The 20,088-nt window shown below is 40.8% G+C and carries 23 protein-coding genes; 13 read left to right on the forward strand and 10 right to left on the reverse strand.

Features of this window, described 5'->3' with window-relative positions; genetic code table 11:
* Nucleotides 1-7: 7 nt before the first annotated feature.
* Entirely contained in the window at nt 8-667 is a 660-nt protein-coding gene (locus tag IGJ28_RS14925) for a cyclic nucleotide-binding domain-containing protein (protein WP_005470800.1), read from the reverse strand.
* 87 nt (nt 668-754) lie between these two features.
* Here IGJ28_RS14925 and IGJ28_RS14930 point away from each other — a divergent pair, with 87 nt between their 5' ends.
* Nucleotides 755-1,417, forward strand: coding sequence for a YczE/YyaS/YitT family protein (locus IGJ28_RS14930; RefSeq protein ID WP_252711494.1), 663 nt, complete (start codon nt 755-757; stop codon nt 1,415-1,417).
* 220 nt (nt 1,418-1,637) lie between these two features.
* Nucleotides 1,638-2,252, forward strand: coding sequence for a CPBP family intramembrane glutamic endopeptidase (locus IGJ28_RS14935; RefSeq protein ID WP_252711493.1), 615 nt, complete (start codon nt 1,638-1,640; stop codon nt 2,250-2,252).
* Nucleotides 2,253-2,318: 66 nt separating this feature from the next.
* Here the strand turns inward: IGJ28_RS14935 and IGJ28_RS14940 are convergent, their stop codons facing one another.
* The 4 genes from IGJ28_RS14940 to IGJ28_RS14955 form a co-directional block, all read right to left on the reverse strand.
* Nucleotides 2,319-2,858 carry a serine acetyltransferase gene (locus IGJ28_RS14940; RefSeq protein WP_081131521.1) on the reverse strand — a complete coding sequence of 180 codons (540 nt, stop codon included), beginning with the start codon at nt 2,856-2,858 and terminating at the stop codon, nt 2,319-2,321.
* Between the two features lie 100 nt (nt 2,859-2,958).
* The gene (locus tag IGJ28_RS14945; RefSeq protein WP_252711492.1) at nt 2,959-3,324 is read right to left on the reverse strand and encodes an arsenic metallochaperone ArsD family protein; all 366 of its coding nucleotides are present in this window, start codon (nt 3,322-3,324) and stop codon (nt 2,959-2,961) included.
* 193 nt (nt 3,325-3,517) lie between these two features.
* On the reverse strand, nt 3,518-4,495 hold the full coding sequence (locus IGJ28_RS14950; RefSeq protein WP_034704185.1) for an ABC transporter substrate-binding protein: 978 nt from the start codon (nt 4,493-4,495) through the stop codon (nt 3,518-3,520).
* 41 nt (nt 4,496-4,536) lie between these two features.
* On the reverse strand, nt 4,537-5,280 hold the full coding sequence (locus IGJ28_RS14955; protein WP_159151273.1) for a polysaccharide deacetylase family protein: 744 nt from the start codon (nt 5,278-5,280) through the stop codon (nt 4,537-4,539).
* A 95-nt stretch (nt 5,281-5,375) separates the two neighbouring features.
* Between IGJ28_RS14955 and IGJ28_RS14960 the strand changes: the two genes are divergently transcribed.
* The 10 genes from IGJ28_RS14960 (at nt 5,376) to IGJ28_RS15005 (ending at nt 15,897) form a co-directional block, all read left to right on the forward strand.
* On the forward strand, nt 5,376-6,095 hold the full coding sequence (locus IGJ28_RS14960) for an ABC transporter ATP-binding protein (RefSeq protein ID WP_252711491.1): 720 nt from the start codon (nt 5,376-5,378) through the stop codon (nt 6,093-6,095).
* Complete coding sequence (locus IGJ28_RS14965; protein WP_103300964.1) at nt 6,092-6,820, forward strand: ABC transporter permease; 729 nt, start codon at nt 6,092-6,094, stop codon at nt 6,818-6,820. Before IGJ28_RS14960 ends, IGJ28_RS14965 begins: the two co-directional genes overlap by 4 nt.
* 197 nt (nt 6,821-7,017) lie before the next feature.
* Nucleotides 7,018-7,251, forward strand: coding sequence for a DUF1858 domain-containing protein (locus tag IGJ28_RS14970; protein ID WP_003125896.1), 234 nt, complete (start codon nt 7,018-7,020; stop codon nt 7,249-7,251).
* Nucleotides 7,248-8,558: a DUF438 domain-containing protein gene (locus tag IGJ28_RS14975; RefSeq protein WP_252711490.1), complete on the forward strand. Its 1,311-nt coding sequence runs from the start codon at nt 7,248-7,250 to the stop codon at nt 8,556-8,558. The genes IGJ28_RS14970 and IGJ28_RS14975 overlap by 4 nt, the downstream gene beginning before the upstream one ends.
* A gap of 202 nt (nt 8,559-8,760) precedes the next feature.
* Nucleotides 8,761-9,585: a PRD domain-containing protein gene (locus IGJ28_RS14980; protein ID WP_034704189.1), complete on the forward strand. Its 825-nt coding sequence runs from the start codon at nt 8,761-8,763 to the stop codon at nt 9,583-9,585.
* 103 nt (nt 9,586-9,688) lie between these two features.
* Entirely contained in the window at nt 9,689-11,608 is a 1,920-nt protein-coding gene (locus IGJ28_RS14985) for a beta-glucoside-specific PTS transporter subunit IIABC (protein ID WP_252711489.1), read from the forward strand.
* Between the two features lie 13 nt (nt 11,609-11,621).
* Complete coding sequence (locus IGJ28_RS14990) at nt 11,622-13,109, forward strand: sulfatase-like hydrolase/transferase (protein WP_081131513.1); 1,488 nt, start codon at nt 11,622-11,624, stop codon at nt 13,107-13,109.
* Nucleotides 13,110-13,143: 34 nt separating this feature from the next.
* Entirely contained in the window at nt 13,144-14,253 is a 1,110-nt protein-coding gene (locus tag IGJ28_RS14995; RefSeq protein WP_081131512.1) for a radical SAM/SPASM domain-containing protein, read from the forward strand.
* Nucleotides 14,250-15,026 (forward strand): sulfite exporter TauE/SafE family protein, encoded by a 777-nt coding sequence (locus tag IGJ28_RS15000; RefSeq protein ID WP_081131511.1) that lies wholly within the window; start codon nt 14,250-14,252, stop codon nt 15,024-15,026. The genes IGJ28_RS14995 and IGJ28_RS15000 overlap by 4 nt, the downstream gene beginning before the upstream one ends.
* A 16-nt stretch (nt 15,027-15,042) precedes the next feature.
* On the forward strand, nt 15,043-15,897 hold the full coding sequence (locus IGJ28_RS15005) for a formylglycine-generating enzyme family protein (RefSeq protein WP_138372175.1): 855 nt from the start codon (nt 15,043-15,045) through the stop codon (nt 15,895-15,897).
* A gap of 165 nt (nt 15,898-16,062) precedes the next feature.
* Here the strand turns inward: IGJ28_RS15005 and IGJ28_RS15010 are convergent, their stop codons facing one another.
* From IGJ28_RS15010 to IGJ28_RS15025, 4 genes are all read right to left on the reverse strand, one after another.
* Entirely contained in the window at nt 16,063-16,896 is an 834-nt protein-coding gene (locus tag IGJ28_RS15010) for a hypothetical protein (protein ID WP_113849424.1), read from the reverse strand.
* 213 nt (nt 16,897-17,109) lie between these two features.
* Nucleotides 17,110-17,325, reverse strand: coding sequence for a DUF378 domain-containing protein (locus IGJ28_RS15015; protein WP_003125912.1), 216 nt, complete (start codon nt 17,323-17,325; stop codon nt 17,110-17,112).
* 90 nt (nt 17,326-17,415) lie between these two features.
* On the reverse strand, nt 17,416-17,751 hold the full coding sequence (locus tag IGJ28_RS15020) for a YrhK family protein (RefSeq protein ID WP_003125913.1): 336 nt from the start codon (nt 17,749-17,751) through the stop codon (nt 17,416-17,418).
* 25 nt (nt 17,752-17,776) lie between these two features.
* On the reverse strand, nt 17,777-18,910 hold the full coding sequence (locus IGJ28_RS15025; protein ID WP_081131508.1) for an alcohol dehydrogenase catalytic domain-containing protein: 1,134 nt from the start codon (nt 18,908-18,910) through the stop codon (nt 17,777-17,779).
* 315 nt (nt 18,911-19,225) lie between these two features.
* On the opposite strand from IGJ28_RS15025, the gene IGJ28_RS15030 reads away from it, so the two are divergent.
* Nucleotides 19,226-19,498: a hypothetical protein gene (locus IGJ28_RS15030; protein ID WP_081131506.1), complete on the forward strand. Its 273-nt coding sequence runs from the start codon at nt 19,226-19,228 to the stop codon at nt 19,496-19,498.
* 31 nt (nt 19,499-19,529) lie between these two features.
* Here the strand turns inward: IGJ28_RS15030 and IGJ28_RS15035 are convergent, their stop codons facing one another.
* Nucleotides 19,530-20,039: an isochorismatase family cysteine hydrolase gene (locus tag IGJ28_RS15035; protein WP_005470828.1), complete on the reverse strand. Its 510-nt coding sequence runs from the start codon at nt 20,037-20,039 to the stop codon at nt 19,530-19,532.
* Between the last annotated feature and the right edge of the window lie 49 nt (nt 20,040-20,088).

Consider the following 20,088-nt stretch of genomic DNA (forward strand, 5'->3'; position numbering starts at 1 on the left):
AGCGTGTCTATTCGCGTTGCATCGATCGAATCAATTGCTTAAGGTTTGCTTCATTGATGCGATAACCCCTAGATTCACGATAGACACAATCGTTTTCTTTGAATGTTTTTAACGTGTAGGTCAAGTGCCGATAACTGACACCAAGGTATTCTGCTGTTTCTGTGAGTTTTTCTTGATAAATTCCCGCTACAGCTACTTCCAAGAGCAACAGCGCCAAGCGATAATTCAATTGGTAAGTCTGATTGATGGAGAAATGTTCCATCCGTCTAATTAATTTATCGCCGATATATTGACTGATCATTTTGACAAAATCAATGTCTTGCATCAATACTTGCTTGGCATGATCGATAGGAAGCGCCAAGCAAACAGTTGGACCGATCGCTAAAACTTCTTTGGTCGTTTTTTCAGCGGACACTAAGGTCAGATCTCCAATGAAATCACCGGAATGCAAAAATTGTAAAATCGATCGCTTGCCATTGGCTTGAGACTTGATAATCTTTGCTTTTCCTTCAAGGATCACGTACAAGTGAGTCAGTGTCCCGGCTTCTTCTTGTATGATCTCGTTGTGAGAAAACTCGTAAACAGAGGACTGTTCTAATGTTCTAGTGGAAAAAGGCAAGTCCAATTGATGAAACTTTTTGGCAACAGGATAAAGGGTTCGTTTCATTTTTTCTCTCTTTCTAGGAGAAATCTCCTAGTTGTTTTTCTTAGCATACCACATAATGGAGGAGGAGCAAATGAAAGGAGATCTCATATGAAACGAACCCTCTTTTGGTCACTGTTTTTCTATGGTATCAGCGCATTAGGGATCAGCTTGACAATCAAAGCAGCTATTGGTGTAAGCAGCTTTAATTCATTGAATGTCTCACTATCCACAATCACAGGTATCAAGGTCGGAACCATTACGACAGCTATCAATCTGCTCTTCTTAGTCACTTGTTGGTTTCTGGACCACAGTCAAAAAAGCCGTTATCGGAAATGGATCAACTATTTGATTATGATGGCAGCATTGCTTTTCTTTGGCAATTTAGTCAATGGTATTTTATATGGCTTACTGCCAAATCTGATAGTGCCAAACTATTTGGCACAAGTCACATGTTTTATCATTGGGACATTGATTTCAGGACTCGCTACGGGACAAGTGTTGCGACTCAATCACTTGAAATTTCCTATTGAAAATTTTTGTCAGCTGATGGCTGATAGAAGTCGCTTTTCCTTCAAACAATATCGGTATAGTGTTGATGTGCTGTGTATCATAATCTCAATCGGCCTTTCTACAGCTTTTTCATTTCCTTTGGTTGTGAGGGAAGGAACGGCCATTAGCTTATTCTTGTTATCTGGTGCTATCTCTTGGTCGCGAGAACGGTCATTTCTGTTCTTCCTAAAAAACCAATCAGTCAATGACATTGTTCAGTAAAAAAATGTCTGATTAACATTCATTCTTTCGGATGAATGTTTTTTTGATTCCTTTTTATAGTGTATAATTGTATTGTGAGTAAAAAAATGCTGAGAATGATCTAAAAACTACCCAAAGAGAATCATGAGAAAGAACGGAACGAGAAGAATCCTGATAGAGGTTAATTGTGAAGCGAAGCACCATGCAATTCTAGTGAAACTACTCAAAAAGGAGTGAAGACTTGAAGAAACTGCTTTTTCTTTTGGCTTTTGTTATCTGGAAAGGAATAGCCATACATGGAATTCCTTCTTCCTATGCGAAATTTTTAATGGGCTATCATGAGTTGGACGCCAAGCTAGTGTTGCTTTGTTTCTTTGTTATCCTTTTTTATAGGGATTTGTTGGATCGTTTAAAAGAACTGAAGGTTCTCTCATTGATAAAAATAGGCTTGCTGACATTTGTAGCGATTCTTTTAACAACGGTTTTCTTCAACCAGATTATCTTTCCAGGTGAACAATCAATGACTTTTTATTATCCATCGTCTCAGAGAACCGTTCCTTTACTATTGGGGGCATTAGTAGTAGGCCCATTGTTCGAAGAAATGTTCTATCGCTATACGCTTATTTATACTGGTAGAAAAAGATGGCTGAGAATTGTTACGACATTGTGCAGTCTTTTGTTGTTTTCGTGGGCCCATATTGTTAATGCTAATGGTAATATTTTTTTGTTATACCCTTACTTTATTATTGGATTTTGGCTGACAATCGTCTATTTGCGCAACAAAAATCCATGGGAGTCTGTGTTTGCTCATATCGCTTATAATTCCTTGGTTGTCTTGCTAGCGATAATCGGATGATCTGCTAGTGGAAAAAAGCAATCAATGCCGCTTGATAACGACATTGATTGCTAGATGAACGCTGGTTTAGCGTTGATTTTGCTGATTAAATGCGGCTACGCGTTCTGCGTTGATCCGCATGATCTCTTCTCCAGAGATATTTTGGTCATTGATGATAAGATCGAAGTCGGGATTTTTTGGTTTGTACTGATTGACGCCAAAGGCTACACTATTGGCAGGAATGTCTTTGGTAATAATGGCGCCTGCTCCAATCACAGTATTTTCACCGATGATGACTGGGCCAAGAATTTTGGCACCATCTGCAACGATTACATTTTCTGCTAAAATAGGTGTGCCCAGATTTTCCCAGGCATTCTTTTTCCGGTTAAACCGCTGATTTGAACCAATCGTTACATTCTGGAAAATCACAACATTGGCGCAAAGTTTCGCAGCAATGATCGTACAGCCGCGAGCATGGTGAGCAAAGCGGACACTTTTGTCCATCTCACCACAACGAATCTCGCAGCCATAACGATATTCTAATAATTCAGCTGCTTTCTTTCGTTCTTCTTTTTCTTCAGAAAAACAGTTGATTTGGATTAATTCTTCAAAAGTCATCGTTTCCATAATTTCACTCTCATTCATAGTTGTTTTTTATAGCTATAAAGACCGAATCTTTCATCAGGAGAAGGCTTACCAACGACAGTTTAGCAGATAGTTTTCCCCATCATATAAGATCATGATAGACCGCTGTTTTCGTGGCGCTCGGTGATTCATCTAATTCCTGAATCGAAATACCAACGTGTGTCAATTCTTCCCATTCGGTGAGCGTAGGAATACGCCCCTTACAATAAAGGTTGTTTTCTGCAAAAACTAAAGGCAAGCACGCGAGATCTTCTTGCTCTAGAAGTTCCAATACAAGTGGGTGAGTAATGAAAGGCAGAATGCTTTCAGTCAAAACAGAAGAATGAATCACCAAGGATTCACCATGAAGTTGTTTATAGGCGCTGTGCCAAGACTCCGATTGAGGTAAATAGTCATAAAATTGTGTCTCTTCTGGCTTTTGCAGTAAATAAAGATCAATTTTGGGCATGGTATATTTTCTCCCTTTCTTATGTAGTGAAACGAACAGATAAAGTAGTTTTCATCGCTCACAACCCTTTAGTGAATGATACTCGGTGACCGAGCATCCGTCAAATAATGGCTGGATAAAAAACACTCGAATCTATCACAGCACTGGCTTTGATGGATTCGAGTATTGGTTTTGTGTAATAAGTGATCAGGAATTAGTTCGCTAAGAAACTAAAATCAGTCAATTCATCATAAGTGTAAGCTTGATCAATTTGTCCTTTGTCTTTAGTCCAAGCCACGATTTTGTCTAGTTGGTCCTGTGGGACTTTGGCAGCATAAGGATAGTCTTCTTTTTGGCTATCTAAGTAAGTACTCATGGCATCTGGGAACTGATAGTCGGCTAAGATATCAGCATATTCAGAAGCTTTGTGGCTGTTCATATAATCGATGGCTTGATCGTAAGCTTGATAAAATGCGGCAACATCTTGTGGTCGATCTTTTACCACATCAGTCATAAATTGCAAGGTACCACCTTTGATGCCAGCTTCTTTGGAACTGCCCAAAACAATTGCACCTTGAGCGGCTAACATACTCGCTTGCGGTTCTGTGTAGACAGCACCATCAACTTGATCGCTTAATAGTGCCTCAGAACGAGCCGCAAAAGAAGCAATGTCAACGATTTGATAAGTAAAATCATTTTCAGCAGCAAACTGGTCCATGATGTATTCTAAAATGAAGTTCGGTACAAGGGTAATTTTTTTATCAGCCAATCCTTTCATTTCAGAGATGCCTGAATTTGGCGAAGCTAAGACTTTAAAGTCTTCTAGAATGTCCGAAGTGATTGTCATGTCAATGCCATTTTGCTTAAACGTCGCTTCTGTCATCACATCACTGATAGTTGCGTCCAATTCTTTGGCTTGTACGGCAACATTGCGATCATTTGGAGAAGTAAAAGATTTGATTTCTACATTTAGACCTAAATCTTTAAAATAGCCTTCTTCTTTGGCCAGAATAATTGGAATCGCAGATTCTGCTGGTAAAATCCCCACATTCAACGTTTGATCGGTCACTTCAGCAGTTGTCGCAGAGGTGTCAGTTGTCTTAGTTTCTGAAGTGGAATCTGAATTGTTTCCGCAAGCAGCAACTCCTAAAGCCAATAATGATAAGCAAGTAAATAAAATCGTTTTTTTCATTTTTCGTTCCTCTTTCTTATTTATTCCTTGAAGGGATGTTCTTAATGGGTCTTTTTGAATAATTGTTCAAAAGATGTCTTATCCAATGAGAAGGGAATAATGTCTCTTCGTAGTTCCATGCGTGGGGTTTCTAGGGTGTTGAACCCTGGAATCGTCGTGAATGACAAGACAAAACCTTTCGCTTCTAGTGTTTTGATCGTCTGTTGATCATAGAAACCAAAGGGATAAGCAAAAACATCTTGTATCGCTACAGTTTGATTGCAGCAATCTAAATCAGCCGCAAATTTTTCAGCCGGTTCCCACATTGAGCGGCCCATCATTCCTTTTCGTTCATGGAAGTGAGTCGTATGATTGGCGTATTCAAAAACATCACTCATTTCGTTCAATTCCGAGCGACTGAGTGTTTTGGAAACAGCCGGCTTATAAGGGCTCGGTTCAGCAAACAACCAACCGCTGACAACAAAAGCGGTCGCTTTGAAGCCGGCCTCTTTCAATAACGGGTAGGCATATTCCCTCATGGATTGGTAGCAATCATCAAACGTCAACAAAACCGCTTTTTCTGGTAAAGCTTTCTTTTGAAGATAGTAGTCTTTGACTTCCTCCAAAGTAAGGGTATGATATTTTTCTGCTTTCAAAAAGTCGATTTGTTGTTTAAAATGAGAACAGCTATTGAATAACGGCAGTGGAAGAGCATCTTGATAGCCATCGGCAACTTCGATTGGTCTTGGTTGCTCACTTAACTCATTGTCTGGTCGTATTTCATGAAACACAAGTGTGCGGAACATCAAATGCATCCCTTTCTATTTTTTTTCGCAACAATCAGTATAGCATAGAATGTGAAAGAGGGAACAACTATTTTTTAGAAAGAAGGAGCCAATTTATGGCGATTCATTTAGAATCAGTCGCATTTTCATTTCAAGATCGCTTAATCTTTAACAATCTAGATTTAACCTTAGATAAGGGCCATACCTACGTCGTCTTGGGAAAATCAGGGGTTGGTAAAAGTACCCTGCTCTCATTGTTGAAAGGGTGGCAGCTGCCGCAATCAGGTCATATCGATTATGGCGATAGCCATCCTTCTGAGATCGAATTGGTTTTTCAAGACTTACGTCTGTTTCCGTGGCAGACAGTTTATCAAGCGGTAGAAATGCCTCTTCAAATCCAAAAAGTCCCCAAAAACCAAAGAGAAAAGTTAGTCGAAACGTGCTTACAAGCGTTAGAACTAGATTCTTTCAAAGCGCGTTTCCCTAGTCAACTGAGTGGCGGCCAAAAACAGCGAGTGGCAATGGCAAGAGGATTAGTGACCGGTCCAGCATTTTTACTGTTAGATGAGCCGACATCGTCTTTGGATCAGGAAACCAAAGAACGTACGCAAAATCTGATTTTATCTGAGCAACAACGACTTGCGAACGGTTTAGTCGTAGTGACCCATGATACAGAAGAAGCTGCTTACCTTGGCGAGACGATCCTATTGGTTCAAGAACATCAAATACATCAAATCAAAAACCCAGTTTTCCACCAAGCTAACCGCCGTGAGACGATGGACTTTTATGCTTTTTCATTGGCATTGAAAAAGAAGATGAGAGGAGAAGTCAGATGAAAGCCGGACGTTCTTTTTTGTGGGGGGCAATGTCGTTTTTATTATTATGGTGGGGAATCAGCTTGTTAGCGGATAACCGTTCGCTGCCGGACCCTTATCAAACTTTCCAACGATTTTGGCAATTGCGTGCAGAATTAGGGTTACATGCAGGGGCCAGTATGATTCGTGTCCTGATCTCACTATTTTTTGCGTTGCTGATCGGTATACCTTTAGGGATTTTTCTCGGAAGAACAAAAATAGCAGCAATCGTTGATCCTCTGCTCTATTTCTTATATCCGATTCCAAAGGTCGCTTTTCTACCAGTTTTCATGATCTTTTTTGGTTTAGGGAATGTTTCAAAGGTGATCCTGATTTTTTCGGTGATCGTGATTCAAGTTGTGGTTTCGATTCGAGATGGGGTAAAAGAAATCCCAGCAACTTACTTTCAAGTGATGCAAAATTACACGCAAAACCCGCTGCATCAGATCCGTTTCTTGATTTTGCCAGCAATCATGCCGGCATTGTTTGCCAGCATGCGGGTAAGTATTGGTATCTCGCTTGCCTCCTTGTTCTTTGCGGAAAACTATAATACGACTTATGGCGTCGGGTACTTGATTTTGAGTGCTTGGTCTAAAATGGATTATGAGCAAATGCTGTCAGGCATCGTTGTGATTGCATTGATGGGCTTTTTCTTCTTTGGTGTGGTGGATGGATTAGAGAATCGCGTATGTCGTTATCGCAGCTGAATATTTTCCATCACTAAATCAAGAGTTTCATCTTGCTATTAAAGAATCATTCGCTCGCAGAGGTCGAGAAGTGATTCTTTTCTTTTTGTGCCAAGTGAGGGGAGACAAATTTGGAAATGATCGTGTAATTGTGAGCAATTTCGTATATAATATATGCAGTTGATTGAGAATTATTCTCAGTAGGAGGAAGGATAAGAATGAAAGAAGCAGATTTCTCAAAAAATCTCTTTGATTTAGTGTCGGAACATCCGGAAATCAAAGATATTATGAGCAAACTTGGCTTTACTGCCATCAATAAACCCGGCATGCTCCAAACTGCCGGTCGCTATATGACGATTCCGAAAGGCGCACAAATGAAAAAGATACCTTTGGAAAAAATCATTCAATCTTTTGAAAATCAAGGTTTTCTTGTGAAAGGAGTCGACAAATGAGAACGAAGGAACAACGGCAAGAACGAATCGTCGAAATTTTGAGCTTGCTTCATCAAGGCGGTTCTTTTGAAGAAGCCAAACGCTTATTCAATGAAGAATTTGACGGCGTAAATGTCACTGAGATCACCTCGGCAGAAAAAGCATTGATTCAAAGCGGTTTAGACCCTTCGGAGATCCAACGTCTATGCAATATTCATGCGGCTGTATTTAAGGGATCGATCAACGAGATCCATCATTCAAATGAAGAATATGGACAACCTGGTCATCCAGTCCATACCCTCAAGCTAGAAAACCAAGTCCTGCAATCGTTATTGACGGACGAAATCGACGGATTGCTCAAGAAAATCAAAAGGGGGGACTGGTCACAAAAAGGACGTCTGCAAGCAGCACTGCAGGATCTGTTACAGATCGACAAACATTATGCAAGAAAAGAAACGCTGATCTTTTCATATATGGAGAAGTATGGCATCTCTGCTCCGCCGAAAGTCATGTGGGGAGTCGACGATGATATTCGCGAGATGATCAAAGAGTTGAACCAGTATTTGGCAACTGACAAAGCAGCATATAATCCTCTAGCTGAAAAATGGCAGGCAGTAAAATCTGAAATTGAAGAAATGATTTTTAAAGAAGAAGAAATCATGGTTCCTATGACATTGGATGTCTTCAGTTTAGCGGATTGGCAACGGATCGCGGAAGATAGCTTTGACATTGGGTTTGCTTATATTCCTGAACCATTGCCTTGGAAACCAAGCCAAGAGTCACTGGAGAAAGAATTGGAACGGGAGCCAGCTCGTCAATTGGCCATCAAACAGGCCCAAGAAACCACAGCTGGTATTGCCGCGGGACTTGGGTTTGAAGAATTCGCTGAACCGCCAGTGACAACGACTGCTCCCACGAACCAAACCATTGAATTTCCCACTGGTTCCTTGCAGCTGGAACAGTTGATTGCTATGTTCCAAACATTGCCAGTCGATTTGACGTTTGTGGACAATGAAGATCGGGTACGTTTTTATTCTGAAGGGAAGAATCGAGTCTTCCCCCGGACAAATTCAGTGATTGGTCGAGAAGTAGTGAATTGCCATCCACCTAAAAGTATGCACATCGTTCAAAAAATCTTAGACGATTTTCGGTCAGACAAAAGAGAAACAGCTGATTTCTGGATTGACATGCGGGGACGAAAAATCTATATTCGCTATTTTGCGTTGAAAAATCCAACGGGGAAATATCTAGGCTGTCTGGAAGTCACGCAAGACATCACAGAGATCCAAAAGATCGAAGGACAAAGTCGGTTACTGGATGAGGAGTAGGAATGGAGTATTTACTCAACAAAACACATGCAAGCAGAAAAAAATGATAAAAACGCTTGCACGAAAATCAAATAAATAGTATAGTATAAACAATCAAATGGGTAGTTACTGATAATGCAGGCTATACCTTCGTACGTGTGTATGGATCCTACACATGTATTGAGGTATAGCCTTTTTTCATTTTAAGGAGGTGAGATACGTCTTGAAGATCAAAAAGATTCTAAATAATAATGCGGTTTTGGTCGGAAAAGATGGCAAAGATTTTATTTGGATCGGCACCGGGCTGGGCTTTAAAATGAAACCGGGACAAGCAGCAGACGAGACGAAAATAGAGAAAGTATTTGTATTGCATAAGCAATCCTCAGATCGTCTGATTCAGCTGTTGGAAAATATCCCGATTCAGTATGCTTCTTTAGCAGATGATATCATTTCGTATGGGAAAGAAAGATTGGCCTATCGGCTCAGTGATTCCATCTACATTTCTTTGACGGATCATTTATTCAATCTTATCAAATTAAAAAAAGAAGGAATCAGTATCAATAACCGTTTGTCTTGGGAAATCAGGAAATTTTACCCAAATGAATTTTCGATTGGCGAATATGCCATCGATTTGATTGAACAAAAAACAGCTTTTGAATTGGATGAAGCAGAAGTCAGTAATATTGCAATGCACTTTATCAATGCACAGATCAATGATAACTCAGAGCAAATGGAAGATATTCAGGCTTTGACGAAAAAAATCAAAGACATTCTGTCACTGATACGTATTCATAATCGAATCGCGATCGATGAAGATAGTTTAGCTTTTGAACGTTTTGTCACACATTTACGCTTCTTTTTTAAACGATTAGAAAATAGCAGCACCCATGAAGACATAGGAAACCCGCTGCTTGTCCACGTTGTCGACAAATACCCAAAAGCTTATGAAACGACACGTTTGATTGAAGACTATTTAAATACGACGCTATATGATGATGAACAGCTTTATCTGACGCTACATGTGCAAAAATTAATTGAAAATAAATAATCAAGGTGTTACTGGTGATGCAGGCAAGACTTGACGAAACTACTGCGCGTAGTTTTGTTTGGTCTTGTCTTTTTATTACCGGTCAGAGAGAGGAAGGGCAACGATGCAATACCAAGAATTGAACGAACAGATCTTAAAAAATATTGGTGGTAAAGAGAATATCAATGGGTTGACCCATTGCATGACGCGATTGCGATTTAAATTAAAAGATGAAAGTAAAGCCCAAACACAAGTGATCAAAAATCTACCCGGTGTGGTAACTGTTGTTCAAAGTGGGGGGCAATATCAAGTGGTGATCGGTAACCATGTTGCAGAAGTCTATAACGAGTTTACCGAGTTAGCTGGATTGGGACAAGGAGAAGCAGCAGCAGACGAACCAAAAGGTATCCTGAATCGTTTTATTGACATTGTTTCAGGAATTTTCACACCGGTGATCAATGTCTTGATGGCAGCCGGGATGATCAAAGGATTTTTAGCATTGTTGACAACATTTAATGTATTAGACAAAGCGTCAGGTACTTATCTGATTTTAAATGCTACCGGAGATGGTTTGTTTTACTTCTTCCCATTATTCTTGGGTTATACCGCGTCAAAAAAATTTGGTGGAAAACCGTTTATCGGCATGGCGATTGGAGCAGCATTGGTTTATCCAACCATCGTTGCGGCCAATGGTGGTAGTGAGGCCCTATTTACAGTTTTTGCAGGAACACCGATTGAATCACCTGTTTACCTTACGTTTTTGGGGATTCCGGTTATTCTGATGAATTATACTTCAAGTGTGATTCCAATCATTGCTGCTGCATACTTGGCTACCAAACTTGAAGCACTTTTTTCTAAACTGATCCCGCGAGCTGTCCGTAGCTTTTTTGTCTCTTTCTTAATTTTAGTGATCACAGTTCCTTTAGTTTTCTTGATTGTAGGACCAATCACTACATGGGCAGGATTGCTGATCGGGCAAGGATTGTCTGCCGCATATCAATTTAGTCCAATCATCGCAGGCATTGTGATCGGCGGTTTTTGGCAAGTATTCATCATGTTCGGTCTGCACTGGGGCTTTGTTCCAATTGCGTTGAACAATTATGCCACATTAGGCTATGATGTAGTTATGATGGCAGGATTGGCAACTCCTGTTGCAATGGCTGGGGTAACTTTAGCGATTTTTCTAAAAACAAAAAACAGAAAATTAAAAGAAATCGCATTTCCTGCTTTTCTTTCAGCACTTTTTGGCATCACAGAACCGGCACTCTATGGCGTAACTTTACCGAGGAAAAAAGCTTTTTATACTACCTCATTTGCGGTAGCCGTCGCTGGTGGGATCATGGGGATTTTTAACACCAAAGTTTATATCAATGGTGGAACGGGCGTTTTTGCTTTACCTCGTTTTATCCATCCCGAAAATGGGATCGACAATAGTTTTATCGGGTTTGCTTTAGCTAGTCTAGTAGCTTTTGTATTAGGTTTTGCGATTACTTTCTTCTATGCTTATAATTCCAAAACTGAAGACGTAGAGGAGCAACCGGAAACAGAAGCGCCAGCTCCATTGATCAATAATGAAGTGGGGCAAACGGTGCTTTATGATTTAAGTGCTCCGTTAAAAGGCGAGATCCTTCCGTTATCAGCAGTGGAAGATGAAGCTTTTGCAAGTGGATTGTTAGGGAAAGGCTTAGCGATTCTCCCGACTGAAGGAAAAGTATTTGCACCTGCTGATGGTGTCGTTTCAACACTTTTTCCTACAAATCATGCAATCGGTATCACCACAAATGAGGGCATTGAGGTTCTGATCCATATCGGCATGGATACGGTGAATTTAAAAGGAAAATACTTCCAGCCGAAAGTTGCCCAAGGGGACACTGTTACTAGAGGACAATTGCTTTTGACTTTCGATCAAGATGCACTCGTCCAAGCCGGCTATTCTATTGTTACCCCGGTCATCGTATCAAATACCAATAATTTTTTAGATATCGTTGAAACAGATAAATCAGATGTTAATAACATGGATACCGTTATCACGGTTGTCGGATAGGAGTGAATGATTCTTGAAAAAAAATATCGTTTTGTTTGTAGCAGATCAGATGAGAAGTGATTCAATGGCACATATGGGCAATCCTGCTTCCATCACACCTCATTTGGATCAGTTGGCAGAAGAAGGTGTCTCATTTGAGAATGCCTATTGTCAGAATCCAGTTTGTGTTCCCTCGAGAAATAGTTTTTTGACAGGGTTTTATCCCCATGTCAATGGGCACCGGACCATGCATTACCTGCAACGTGAAGATGAGCCTAATATTTTGAAAGAAATGAAGAACCAAGGCTATGAAGTTATTTGGATCGGCAGAAACGATGTCGTTCCAGGTGATCGTCCCAAGACCGATTATTGTGACGAATATTATGATGGTGTTGTGGATGCCAATACACGAGATGCGAAAAACAGTGAAGTCAATCATTCTGCAGATATGAATGAAGCCAGCCAAAAACTTTATGATGAGATGCTTTCTGGTGATAATTATTATTCATTTTATATGGGAAAATTGCCTGATGGAGAGGGCTATGGCAAAACCGACTGGAATTGTGTTCAAAAAGCGCTGGAATTCATTGAACGACGAGGAAAAGAGAAATCAGATAAGCCATTTTTTATCTATTGTACGATTTCTTTTCCACATCCGCCATATGCTTGTGAAGATCCTTGGTATTCAAGCATCGACCGTAAGAAACTTCCGAAACGTCGACCAAATATTCAGGAAATCCCTAATAAGGCGTCAATGCTTTACGGAATCAATGAAAAACAGAATCTTAATGATTGGACAGAAGAACGCTTTGATGAATTGCGGGCAACTTACTTAGCAATGGTCTCTCGCTTTGATCACCAGTTAGGACTGATCCAAGAGAAGCTGCAGGAAACTGGGTTTTATGATGATACGCATTTGATCGTCTTTAGTGACCATGGGGATTATACGGGAGATTATACAATCACCGAAAAAGTCCAGAACTGTTTTGAAGACCCAATTTCGAATGTGCCCTTATTAATCAAACCAGCTAAATCCATTCAAAGTGTTCCACGGATCACTAAAGCACAAGCCGAGCTAGTTGATCTGCCTGCAACCATTGCAGAATTGGCAGAAATCGAACTCTCCTATACTCAGTTTGGCCGCTCATTGGTACATGTGTTGACAGGAGATGAAGAGCATAAGGACGCGGTTTTTTGTGAAGGTGGAAGAATCCATGGTGAAACCCAAGCAATGGAACTCGGTCACGGACCTCAATCTCCTTACTGGCCGCGTTTAGCAACACAATACAGCGAAGGTCCCGAACATACCAAAGCAGTTATGTGCAAAATGGGCAAATACAAATACGTCATGCGTTTGTATGAAACGGATGAACTGTACGATCTAGAACAAGATCCGATGGAGATCAACAATTTAGCATTGACTGAAGACTATCAGGATCTTCTACAAACTATGAAAAATCGTGTCACCCAATTTTATATGGAGACAACTGATTATGTGCCAATGAAACGGGACAAACGTTGATCCATTATTTCGTAAAAGAATCGAGGCTTCTACCATGAAACATATTTCAGTATTGATCAAACCCGCATCTTCCCTCTGCAATCTTCGCTGCAGCTACTGCTTTTATGCCAATGTCAGTTCCTTGCGGGAAGTCCGCTCGTTTGGCAAAATGAAAGAAGAAGTGACAGAGAAAATGATCAAAAATATTTATGCAGACTTAGAAGACGGTGATCAATTGACATTAGCGTTTCAAGGTGGAGAGCCAACGATGGCGGGCCTCAATTATTTTCGAAAAGTGACCCAACTAGTGGATCAACAGCAAAAGCAGGTACAGGTCCATTATGCGATTCAAACGAACGGGACCATGATCAATGAAAAATGGTGTGCTTTTTTGAAAGAACATGATTTTTTGGTCGGTCTCTCGATCGATGGCCATCCGCTCTACCATGATTTGCATCGGGTCGATCCGAAAGGAAGAGGAACTTTTCAGCGAGTGCTGCAAACAAAGCAGCTGTTTGACCACTTCGAGATTGACTACAATGTGCTTTGTGTCCTGACCAATCCATTGGCTAAAGAGGCTAAGAAAGTCTTTCGCTTTCTAAAAGAACAAAAAATCGATTTTGTCCAGTTTATTCCTTGTTTAGATGATTTAGATGCGAAAGAAAGAAATAGTTATGCCCTCACACCAAAACGTTTTGCGGGATTTTACCACCAGCTTTTGCAGTTATGGCTGCAAGAATTAGCGGAGGGGCATTATGTGAGTATCAAGCTTTTTGATGATCTTTTGAATCTATTGGTCAAGCAACAAGTCACCGCCTGCGGGATCTTAGGAAACTGTCAAGTGCAATATGTCATTGAAGCAGATGGCAGTGTTTATCCTTGTGATTTCTATGTGTTAGATGACTATCGAATGGGGTTTATTCAAGAACAGACCTTGCGTCAGTTATTTGAACAGGACATTGCAAAAACGTTTGTGTGTCAACGGCCCGAAATGCCAAAGAAATGTCTGAGCTGCCCGTTTCAAAAAATGTGTCGTGGCGGCTGCAAACGCATGAAAGATGCCATCTATGTGGATGGGGACTATTGTGGTTATCAGCAACTCTTGCAGGAATTTGTGCCGCAGATCAATCGGATTTTAGGTTTGTTACAGGGGGTAAGTGTGTGATTGGGTTCATTTATTTTATAGTGATCGTGTTGGCGAATACGGTTGGTGCCGTTTCAGGCATGGGGGGCGGCGTTCTGATCAAACCTATTTTTGATTTTATCGGCGCCCATTCTGTTGCGGCCATCTCGTTTTATTCTGCCGTAGCAGTCTTTACTATGTCGCTGGTTTCTACCGCAAGACAGTTGGCTAGCGGACATAAGATCAATTGGCAAATCGTCCTTTGGGTTTCAGGAGGCGCCATCTTAGGCGGTATCTTGGGCAATGTCGCTTTTGATCAGCTGTTGCTGTTTTTCCAGAATGAAGACCATGTACAGATGGTGCAGATCTTTTTGACCGTCGTGACGTTGTTGTTTGCTTTCTTTTATACCAAATATGACTGGCCCGGATTCCAACTGAAAAATAACTTCTGGTATTGCTTCTGTGGTTTAGTCCTTGGTTTTCTAGCCAGTCTTCTAGGAATCGGCGGCGGACCGATCAATGTTTCTTTGCTGATGCTGATGTTTGCTTTGCCAATCAAAGAAGCGACAGTCTATTCGATTTGTACGATTTTTTTCTCTCAATTGGCGAAAATCGTGACGATTGCTGGGACCACTGGATTTGGCCTCTATGACTTAAAGATTTTGTGGTTTGTGATTCCAGCCGCGATTGTTGGCGGTTTGTTAGGGGCAAAAGTCAGCACTGTCCTCTCACCACAAAAAGTGACGCTGGTCTTCCAGACAGTCATCCTCTTGGTGCTAACCATCAATCTTTATAACGGCTATCAATTATTATAGAAAGAAGGCAGATGGGATGATCAAGATTCCTGCTGGAACGTATCGAATTGGCACGGATACAAAAGCTGGCTTTGAAGAGGACCAAGAAGGTCCCAAGATCCAAGTTGAGATGGCCTCTTTTGAAATCGATGAAACAACTGTTACCAATCAGATGTTTGAAGCATTTATTGCGGCAACAGGCTATGTGACGGAAGCAGAACAGTTTGGCTGGTCGTTTGTCTTTCATTATTTTCTTTCCGAAAAGACGAAACAGAGGAGCCAACTGATCCCCAATATGAGTTGGTGGTATGCGGTTGCGAGAGCAGACTGGCGACATCCTGAAGGTCCGGACTCATCGATTGAGCAACGGATGGATCATCCAGTCGTCCAAGTCTCGCGAAATGATGCGTTGGCATTTTGCCGCTGGGCAGATAAGCGGTTGCCAACAGAAGCTGAATGGGAGATTGCCGCGAAAGGTGGTACAGAGAATGACTTTTATCCATGGGGGACAGATTTTTTAGCTGGAGAAGACTATCACTGCAACATCTGGCAAGGCGCGTTTCCCAAAGCAAATACGAAGGCAGACGGCTTTGCGAGTACTGCACCTGCTCGGTTTTATGAGCCGAATGGCTATGGACTTTATCAAGTCATTGGCAATGTGTGGGAATGGTGCAGCAATCCCGCAAGGATACCATTGGAACAATTTCGTTCATGGGACAGCCATTTTTTTGAGCAACGATTTCAGCAGGTGGATGATGCCATGTATGCGACACGGGGAGGGTCGTTCTTGTGTCATGAATCTTACTGCAAACGTTATCGGATCGCAGCCCGCAATGGAAACTCCGGGATGTCTGCGGCCAATAATTTAGGCTTTCGCTGTGCCAAAAGCTAGGCGTATCTGTGAATAATAATAAAAAAACTATCTAAAAAATCTTGATTGTCTCATTGCTTTTTTTAGCAAGTCGTTCTTTGATAGGAACAATCAATGATCGCTTAGATAGTTTTTTGTTTAATTGCTGTCTTAATAAATGATGGAAATAGGGCCTGTGTTGACCGATTAATCCCATTGAGAAAGATAATTTCCTGAAAGATCATAAACCAGATTCAGTGCAGTATGTCCCCGAATATCATCGACACCGACCGTCCAAGTCCATTTGCCTTGAGAACCATTTAAGATCACGATACTAACTCCGGGATAATAATGGTCTAATTTCGCAACCCGTTTTTCCGTTTCTTTGATAACCTTGGGAATAACGCCCCAATCGATTTCATTATAAGCAATGGTCTCTTGAATAGGTAACTCGATCGTATCACTGTCTTTCTGCCATTTTTGTAAAAGATTTGTCGAATAATACCAGTATTCATCTTGTAGTTTAGTGGTAGGGTTGATGATTCGCGCGACTGCATAGACGCCGCTTTTCAAAGGAATGTTCCGAATGTGATAGCTATAACTGACGAGCTGAACCTCTTGATCTTTCAGCGCTTTTTTGTCGGTTAATTCAGCCATGATCGCGGAAGCAGAGGCTTCTTCTCTAAAAAAATTTCGGTCGAAGGGTAGCAAGGTTGTTAAAGCACCAAATGCAAACAAGATGCTAGGGAGAATGACCAATGTGCCGATCCAATAGAACAAAGCCCTTTTTCTTTTTCTGATACCAAAAAATAATGCCAAGACTATCATTAGTGCTATAACGAAGTACCAGAGTAGCGGGAGATAGCCGATCACTTGGTCGCGAGTTTCTACAACTGTGTACTCATCCAGTCCAAACCAGTTTTCGGCAATATTGATGTTCGTCAGTACAACGATCCCTAAGATTCCTGCAATGATGAGCAGGAGGATGAAATAAAAAAGCAGAGAAGGGAGAAGCTTGGAGTTACGTTTTTTATCAGTCATGTGTCACTTCCTTTGTCGGTTCATTGTGAATGAGCTGCTATTCCTAGTCCAACCAAAATCTATTTATCTAAATTTTTTTATTCGCTGTTGACACTAATTATACAACAAATAAAAAAAGAGACAAAAGGCAATGCAAACAAAAAGGTCTGATCCATAGAAAGTAGAGCAACTATGGATCAGATCATTCGTTTCTTGCTTTTTATTTATCAATGATTATCGGTTCACGTTGTCTTGACGAGCAATACCAACAAAGAACTTCAAGCAATAAATCGCGCAGATACCGACAATTACGTAAATGATTTTAGCGAATAATGTAGTTGATCCGCCCGCAATTGTTGCAACCAAGTCAAATTCAAATAGTCCAACCAATAACCAGTTTAGGCCGCCAACGATAAGTAACGCTAAAGCTATACTGTCTAATACTTTCATTTTAGAATTCTCCTTTCTTTGTGCATATTTATAGTATATAGCATGTGTTTTGTTTTGGGAAAAATACTGCTTGAAGAAAATCGTCACTGTTTATTCGCCATCATCGGATACTTCGATATTCTTTTCTTTCTCTCCATTTTGTTTCCGTTCATTGTAAATAAATACATGACGGACGATCTTCAACAATGGTCGGATCGTTAAGAAGATTGCTCCTATCAGATAGGCGATAGTTCCATAGATCGCAGGCAGATCTGTCAAGGACACGATACTTCCGAAAATATAAAATAAACCAGTCAAAATATCATTCGTTAGGGAAATCAGCAGATACCGGTTTTTGAAATAGACATGAAAACGGCGTCCTTTAATAATGACGTCTTCGTCTTTACCAAGTTCGATCTGATGTTCATTTCGTTTGATTTTTGGCACTGAGGGCGATCATCCTTTCTTTGCGTTAATTTGGCTTTAATACCACTTTGATGTTGTTATCTTCTTTTTTGTCAAAAATGTCATAAGCCGCAGCGGCTTCTTCTAAAGGCATGGTATGAGTGATGATCGGTGTTGGGTCGATCTCCTCTTTTTGGATCATTTCATAAATTTTTGGCATTAAGTGGATAACGGGTGCTTGTCCATGTTTCACTGCCACATTGCGCATGAAAAACTCTTGTAAAGGGTAGGACGATGCTGGAGTCATATAGACACCAGTAATTTGCACGGTACCAAATTTTTTGACCGCTTTCGCCGCCATTTGGATCGGTGAAATCGTACCACTTTGCAAGCTGACCAAATTTTTGGCTTTTTCTTTGACGGGTTCTAAACCATCCATACCGACGCAATCGATGATGACATCGGCGCCGCCTTTTGTTAATTCATACAAATCATCAGCGCTTGTCGCAAGGTCATCCAATTGGAAGGTCTCTACCTGATTGTAGCTTTGCGCCTTTTCCAGTCGATGGGCAACTGGATCGACCGCAATCACTCGTTTCGCACCAGCCATAACGGCGAACTTTTGGGCAAAAAGTCCTACAGGTCCTGAGCCAAGAATAATGACGGTATCGCCTTGTTTGACACCCGCATTTTGGACACTCCAGTAGGCAGTTGGCAAAATGTCTGATAGAAAAAGCACTTTTTCATCCGGGATCGCGGTATCTGGAACGACAAACGAAGTGAAATCAGCAAAGGGAACCCGTAAGAATTCTGCTTGTCCACCCCAATGATTGCCATTCAGCTTACCAAAGCCAAAGAGGCCACCATAAAGTTGATCAGAAGAGTTATCACATTGGCTCTCCATCTCATTTTGACAAAAATGACAATGTCCACAGCCAATATTAAAAGGGATGACAACACGGTCCCCTTTCTTCAATTTTTGAACTTGACTGCCGACTTCTTCAACGATCCCCATTGGTTCATGACCAACAACGTACCCTTCTTCTAGTACTGCACCACCGTGATGATACAAATGAAGATCAGAGCCGCAGATCGCTGTTGCTGTAATTCGAATAATCGCATCTGTTGGTTCAATGATCGTCGGATCACTCACATTTCGAACTTCCATTTTTTCTTTTCCTTGCCATGTTACTGCACGCATACTTGTTCCTCCTTTTATGAGATGTGACGGGAAAGGTTCCTGGTCGTGTGATTGACTGCCATTTCTTCTTTTGGGATGACAAAAAATTCGTGTTCTTAATAATTGTGCCGGGAAAAAATGCTTTTGACAAAAGAAACGCTCATGGTTTACCAGCCGAATTTTTTGCGATCGGCAAGACAGTTGAAAACAGAATAGTTGATTTAACTAAACAAGCGTGACACTATAAAGGTGGATCGAAAACAGGATCGATGGGCCCATCCATCGAAGCGTATCCCCAATGAGGACTCACATAAAAGTAGAAAAGAGGAGAAAAACATGGATATTACGATTCGTGGAAAAGCATCTTGTGTGAATTGCAAGGAAAATTATGATGGCAAATTGATTGTTCATCTGCAAGAAGATGCAGATGGGAAGCTGAAAACAGTTCCGCCTCTAGAAGAAAACGAGTTACACTCAGATGAAATCGCTATTCATTATGATTATGGTGAAGTAAAAGATGCGATCGAAGGCACCTTTGTCTGTCCTGCATGTCAGACAACAAATGATGTCCGCATCGAGATACCGCAAGAATTACTGCATAATAACTAAAAAAGAAACGCCAGTGGTTGGCGTTTCTTTTTTAGTTATCTGTCCGATCAACCACTTCGACATTGAAGTCTTGCAAGATTTTCAATCCAGAAGACTCATGGTTTCTACCTGAAACTAGCTGTTGATTAATGAGAAAATCGGCTTCTGGAAAAGCACTCTGAATCTCGATCGTATTAGACAACACGCAGATGTTGGTTTCTACTCCGGTCACTTCGATATGTTTTTGTTCATTTTTATCATTGAAAAGTTGCTCCTTGATTTCCAAGAGAACTTCAGGTGGGATACTAAAGTAATATTTTTTTATTACTTTTTCATTCGGCAACGGTTGCAGTTCAGGAACGATCTGTAACGCTTCTTGTTCTTCATCAGGAGTATCTTTACAATCAATCGGGATATCTCTTGTAAAAAGGATATATTCACCTTCTGCACGAGCTTGTTGAAGCCGTTTTGCGATTCGCGTGATCAAAGCAGGGCTGTCAGAAATAAATGATTGACTATTTTCATCACGAATCTGATTCTGCATATCAATAACAACTAACATTGACGATTCCTTCTTTCTTTTTTTCATAAAACATAGTTTTATTTTCATT

It is taken from the genome of Enterococcus sp. AZ091 (assembly GCF_051714805.1).
Lineage (GTDB): Bacteria > Bacillota > Bacilli > Lactobacillales > Enterococcaceae > Enterococcus_D > Enterococcus_D gallinarum.

Bases quoted from the DNA above. Each gene is read 5' to 3' on its own strand.
- IGJ28_RS14960 (WP_252711491.1), top strand. From the start codon at position 5,376: ATGGCGATTCATTTAGAATCAGTCGCATTTTCATTTCAAGATCGCTTA.
- IGJ28_RS15010 (WP_113849424.1), bottom strand. From the start codon at position 16,896: ATGACTGATAAAAAACGTAACTCCAAGCTTCTCCCTTCTCTGCTTTTT.
- IGJ28_RS14945 (WP_252711492.1), bottom strand. From the start codon at position 3,324: ATGCCCAAAATTGATCTTTATTTACTGCAAAAGCCAGAAGAGACACAA.
- IGJ28_RS14970 (WP_003125896.1), top strand. From the start codon at position 7,018: ATGAAAGAAGCAGATTTCTCAAAAAATCTCTTTGATTTAGTGTCGGAA.
- IGJ28_RS14950 (WP_034704185.1), bottom strand. From the start codon at position 4,495: ATGAAAAAAACGATTTTATTTACTTGCTTATCATTATTGGCTTTAGGA.
- IGJ28_RS15025 (WP_081131508.1), bottom strand. From the start codon at position 18,910: ATGCGTGCAGTAACATGGCAAGGAAAAGAAAAAATGGAAGTTCGAAAT.
- IGJ28_RS14985 (WP_252711489.1), top strand. From the start codon at position 9,689: ATGCAATACCAAGAATTGAACGAACAGATCTTAAAAAATATTGGTGGT.
- IGJ28_RS14925 (WP_005470800.1), bottom strand. From the start codon at position 667: ATGAAACGAACCCTTTATCCTGTTGCCAAAAAGTTTCATCAATTGGAC.
- IGJ28_RS14995 (WP_081131512.1), top strand. From the start codon at position 13,144: ATGAAACATATTTCAGTATTGATCAAACCCGCATCTTCCCTCTGCAAT.
- IGJ28_RS15030 (WP_081131506.1), top strand. From the start codon at position 19,226: ATGGATATTACGATTCGTGGAAAAGCATCTTGTGTGAATTGCAAGGAA.
- IGJ28_RS15015 (WP_003125912.1), bottom strand. From the start codon at position 17,325: ATGAAAGTATTAGACAGTATAGCTTTAGCGTTACTTATCGTTGGCGGC.
- IGJ28_RS14940 (WP_081131521.1), bottom strand. From the start codon at position 2,858: ATGGAAACGATGACTTTTGAAGAATTAATCCAAATCAACTGTTTTTCT.
- IGJ28_RS14930 (WP_252711494.1), top strand. From the start codon at position 755: ATGAAACGAACCCTCTTTTGGTCACTGTTTTTCTATGGTATCAGCGCA.
- IGJ28_RS14975 (WP_252711490.1), top strand. From the start codon at position 7,248: ATGAGAACGAAGGAACAACGGCAAGAACGAATCGTCGAAATTTTGAGC.
- IGJ28_RS14955 (WP_159151273.1), bottom strand. From the start codon at position 5,280: ATGTTCCGCACACTTGTGTTTCATGAAATACGACCAGACAATGAGTTA.
- IGJ28_RS15035 (WP_005470828.1), bottom strand. From the start codon at position 20,039: ATGTTAGTTGTTATTGATATGCAGAATCAGATTCGTGATGAAAATAGT.
- IGJ28_RS14965 (WP_103300964.1), top strand. From the start codon at position 6,092: ATGAAAGCCGGACGTTCTTTTTTGTGGGGGGCAATGTCGTTTTTATTA.
- IGJ28_RS15005 (WP_138372175.1), top strand. From the start codon at position 15,043: ATGATCAAGATTCCTGCTGGAACGTATCGAATTGGCACGGATACAAAA.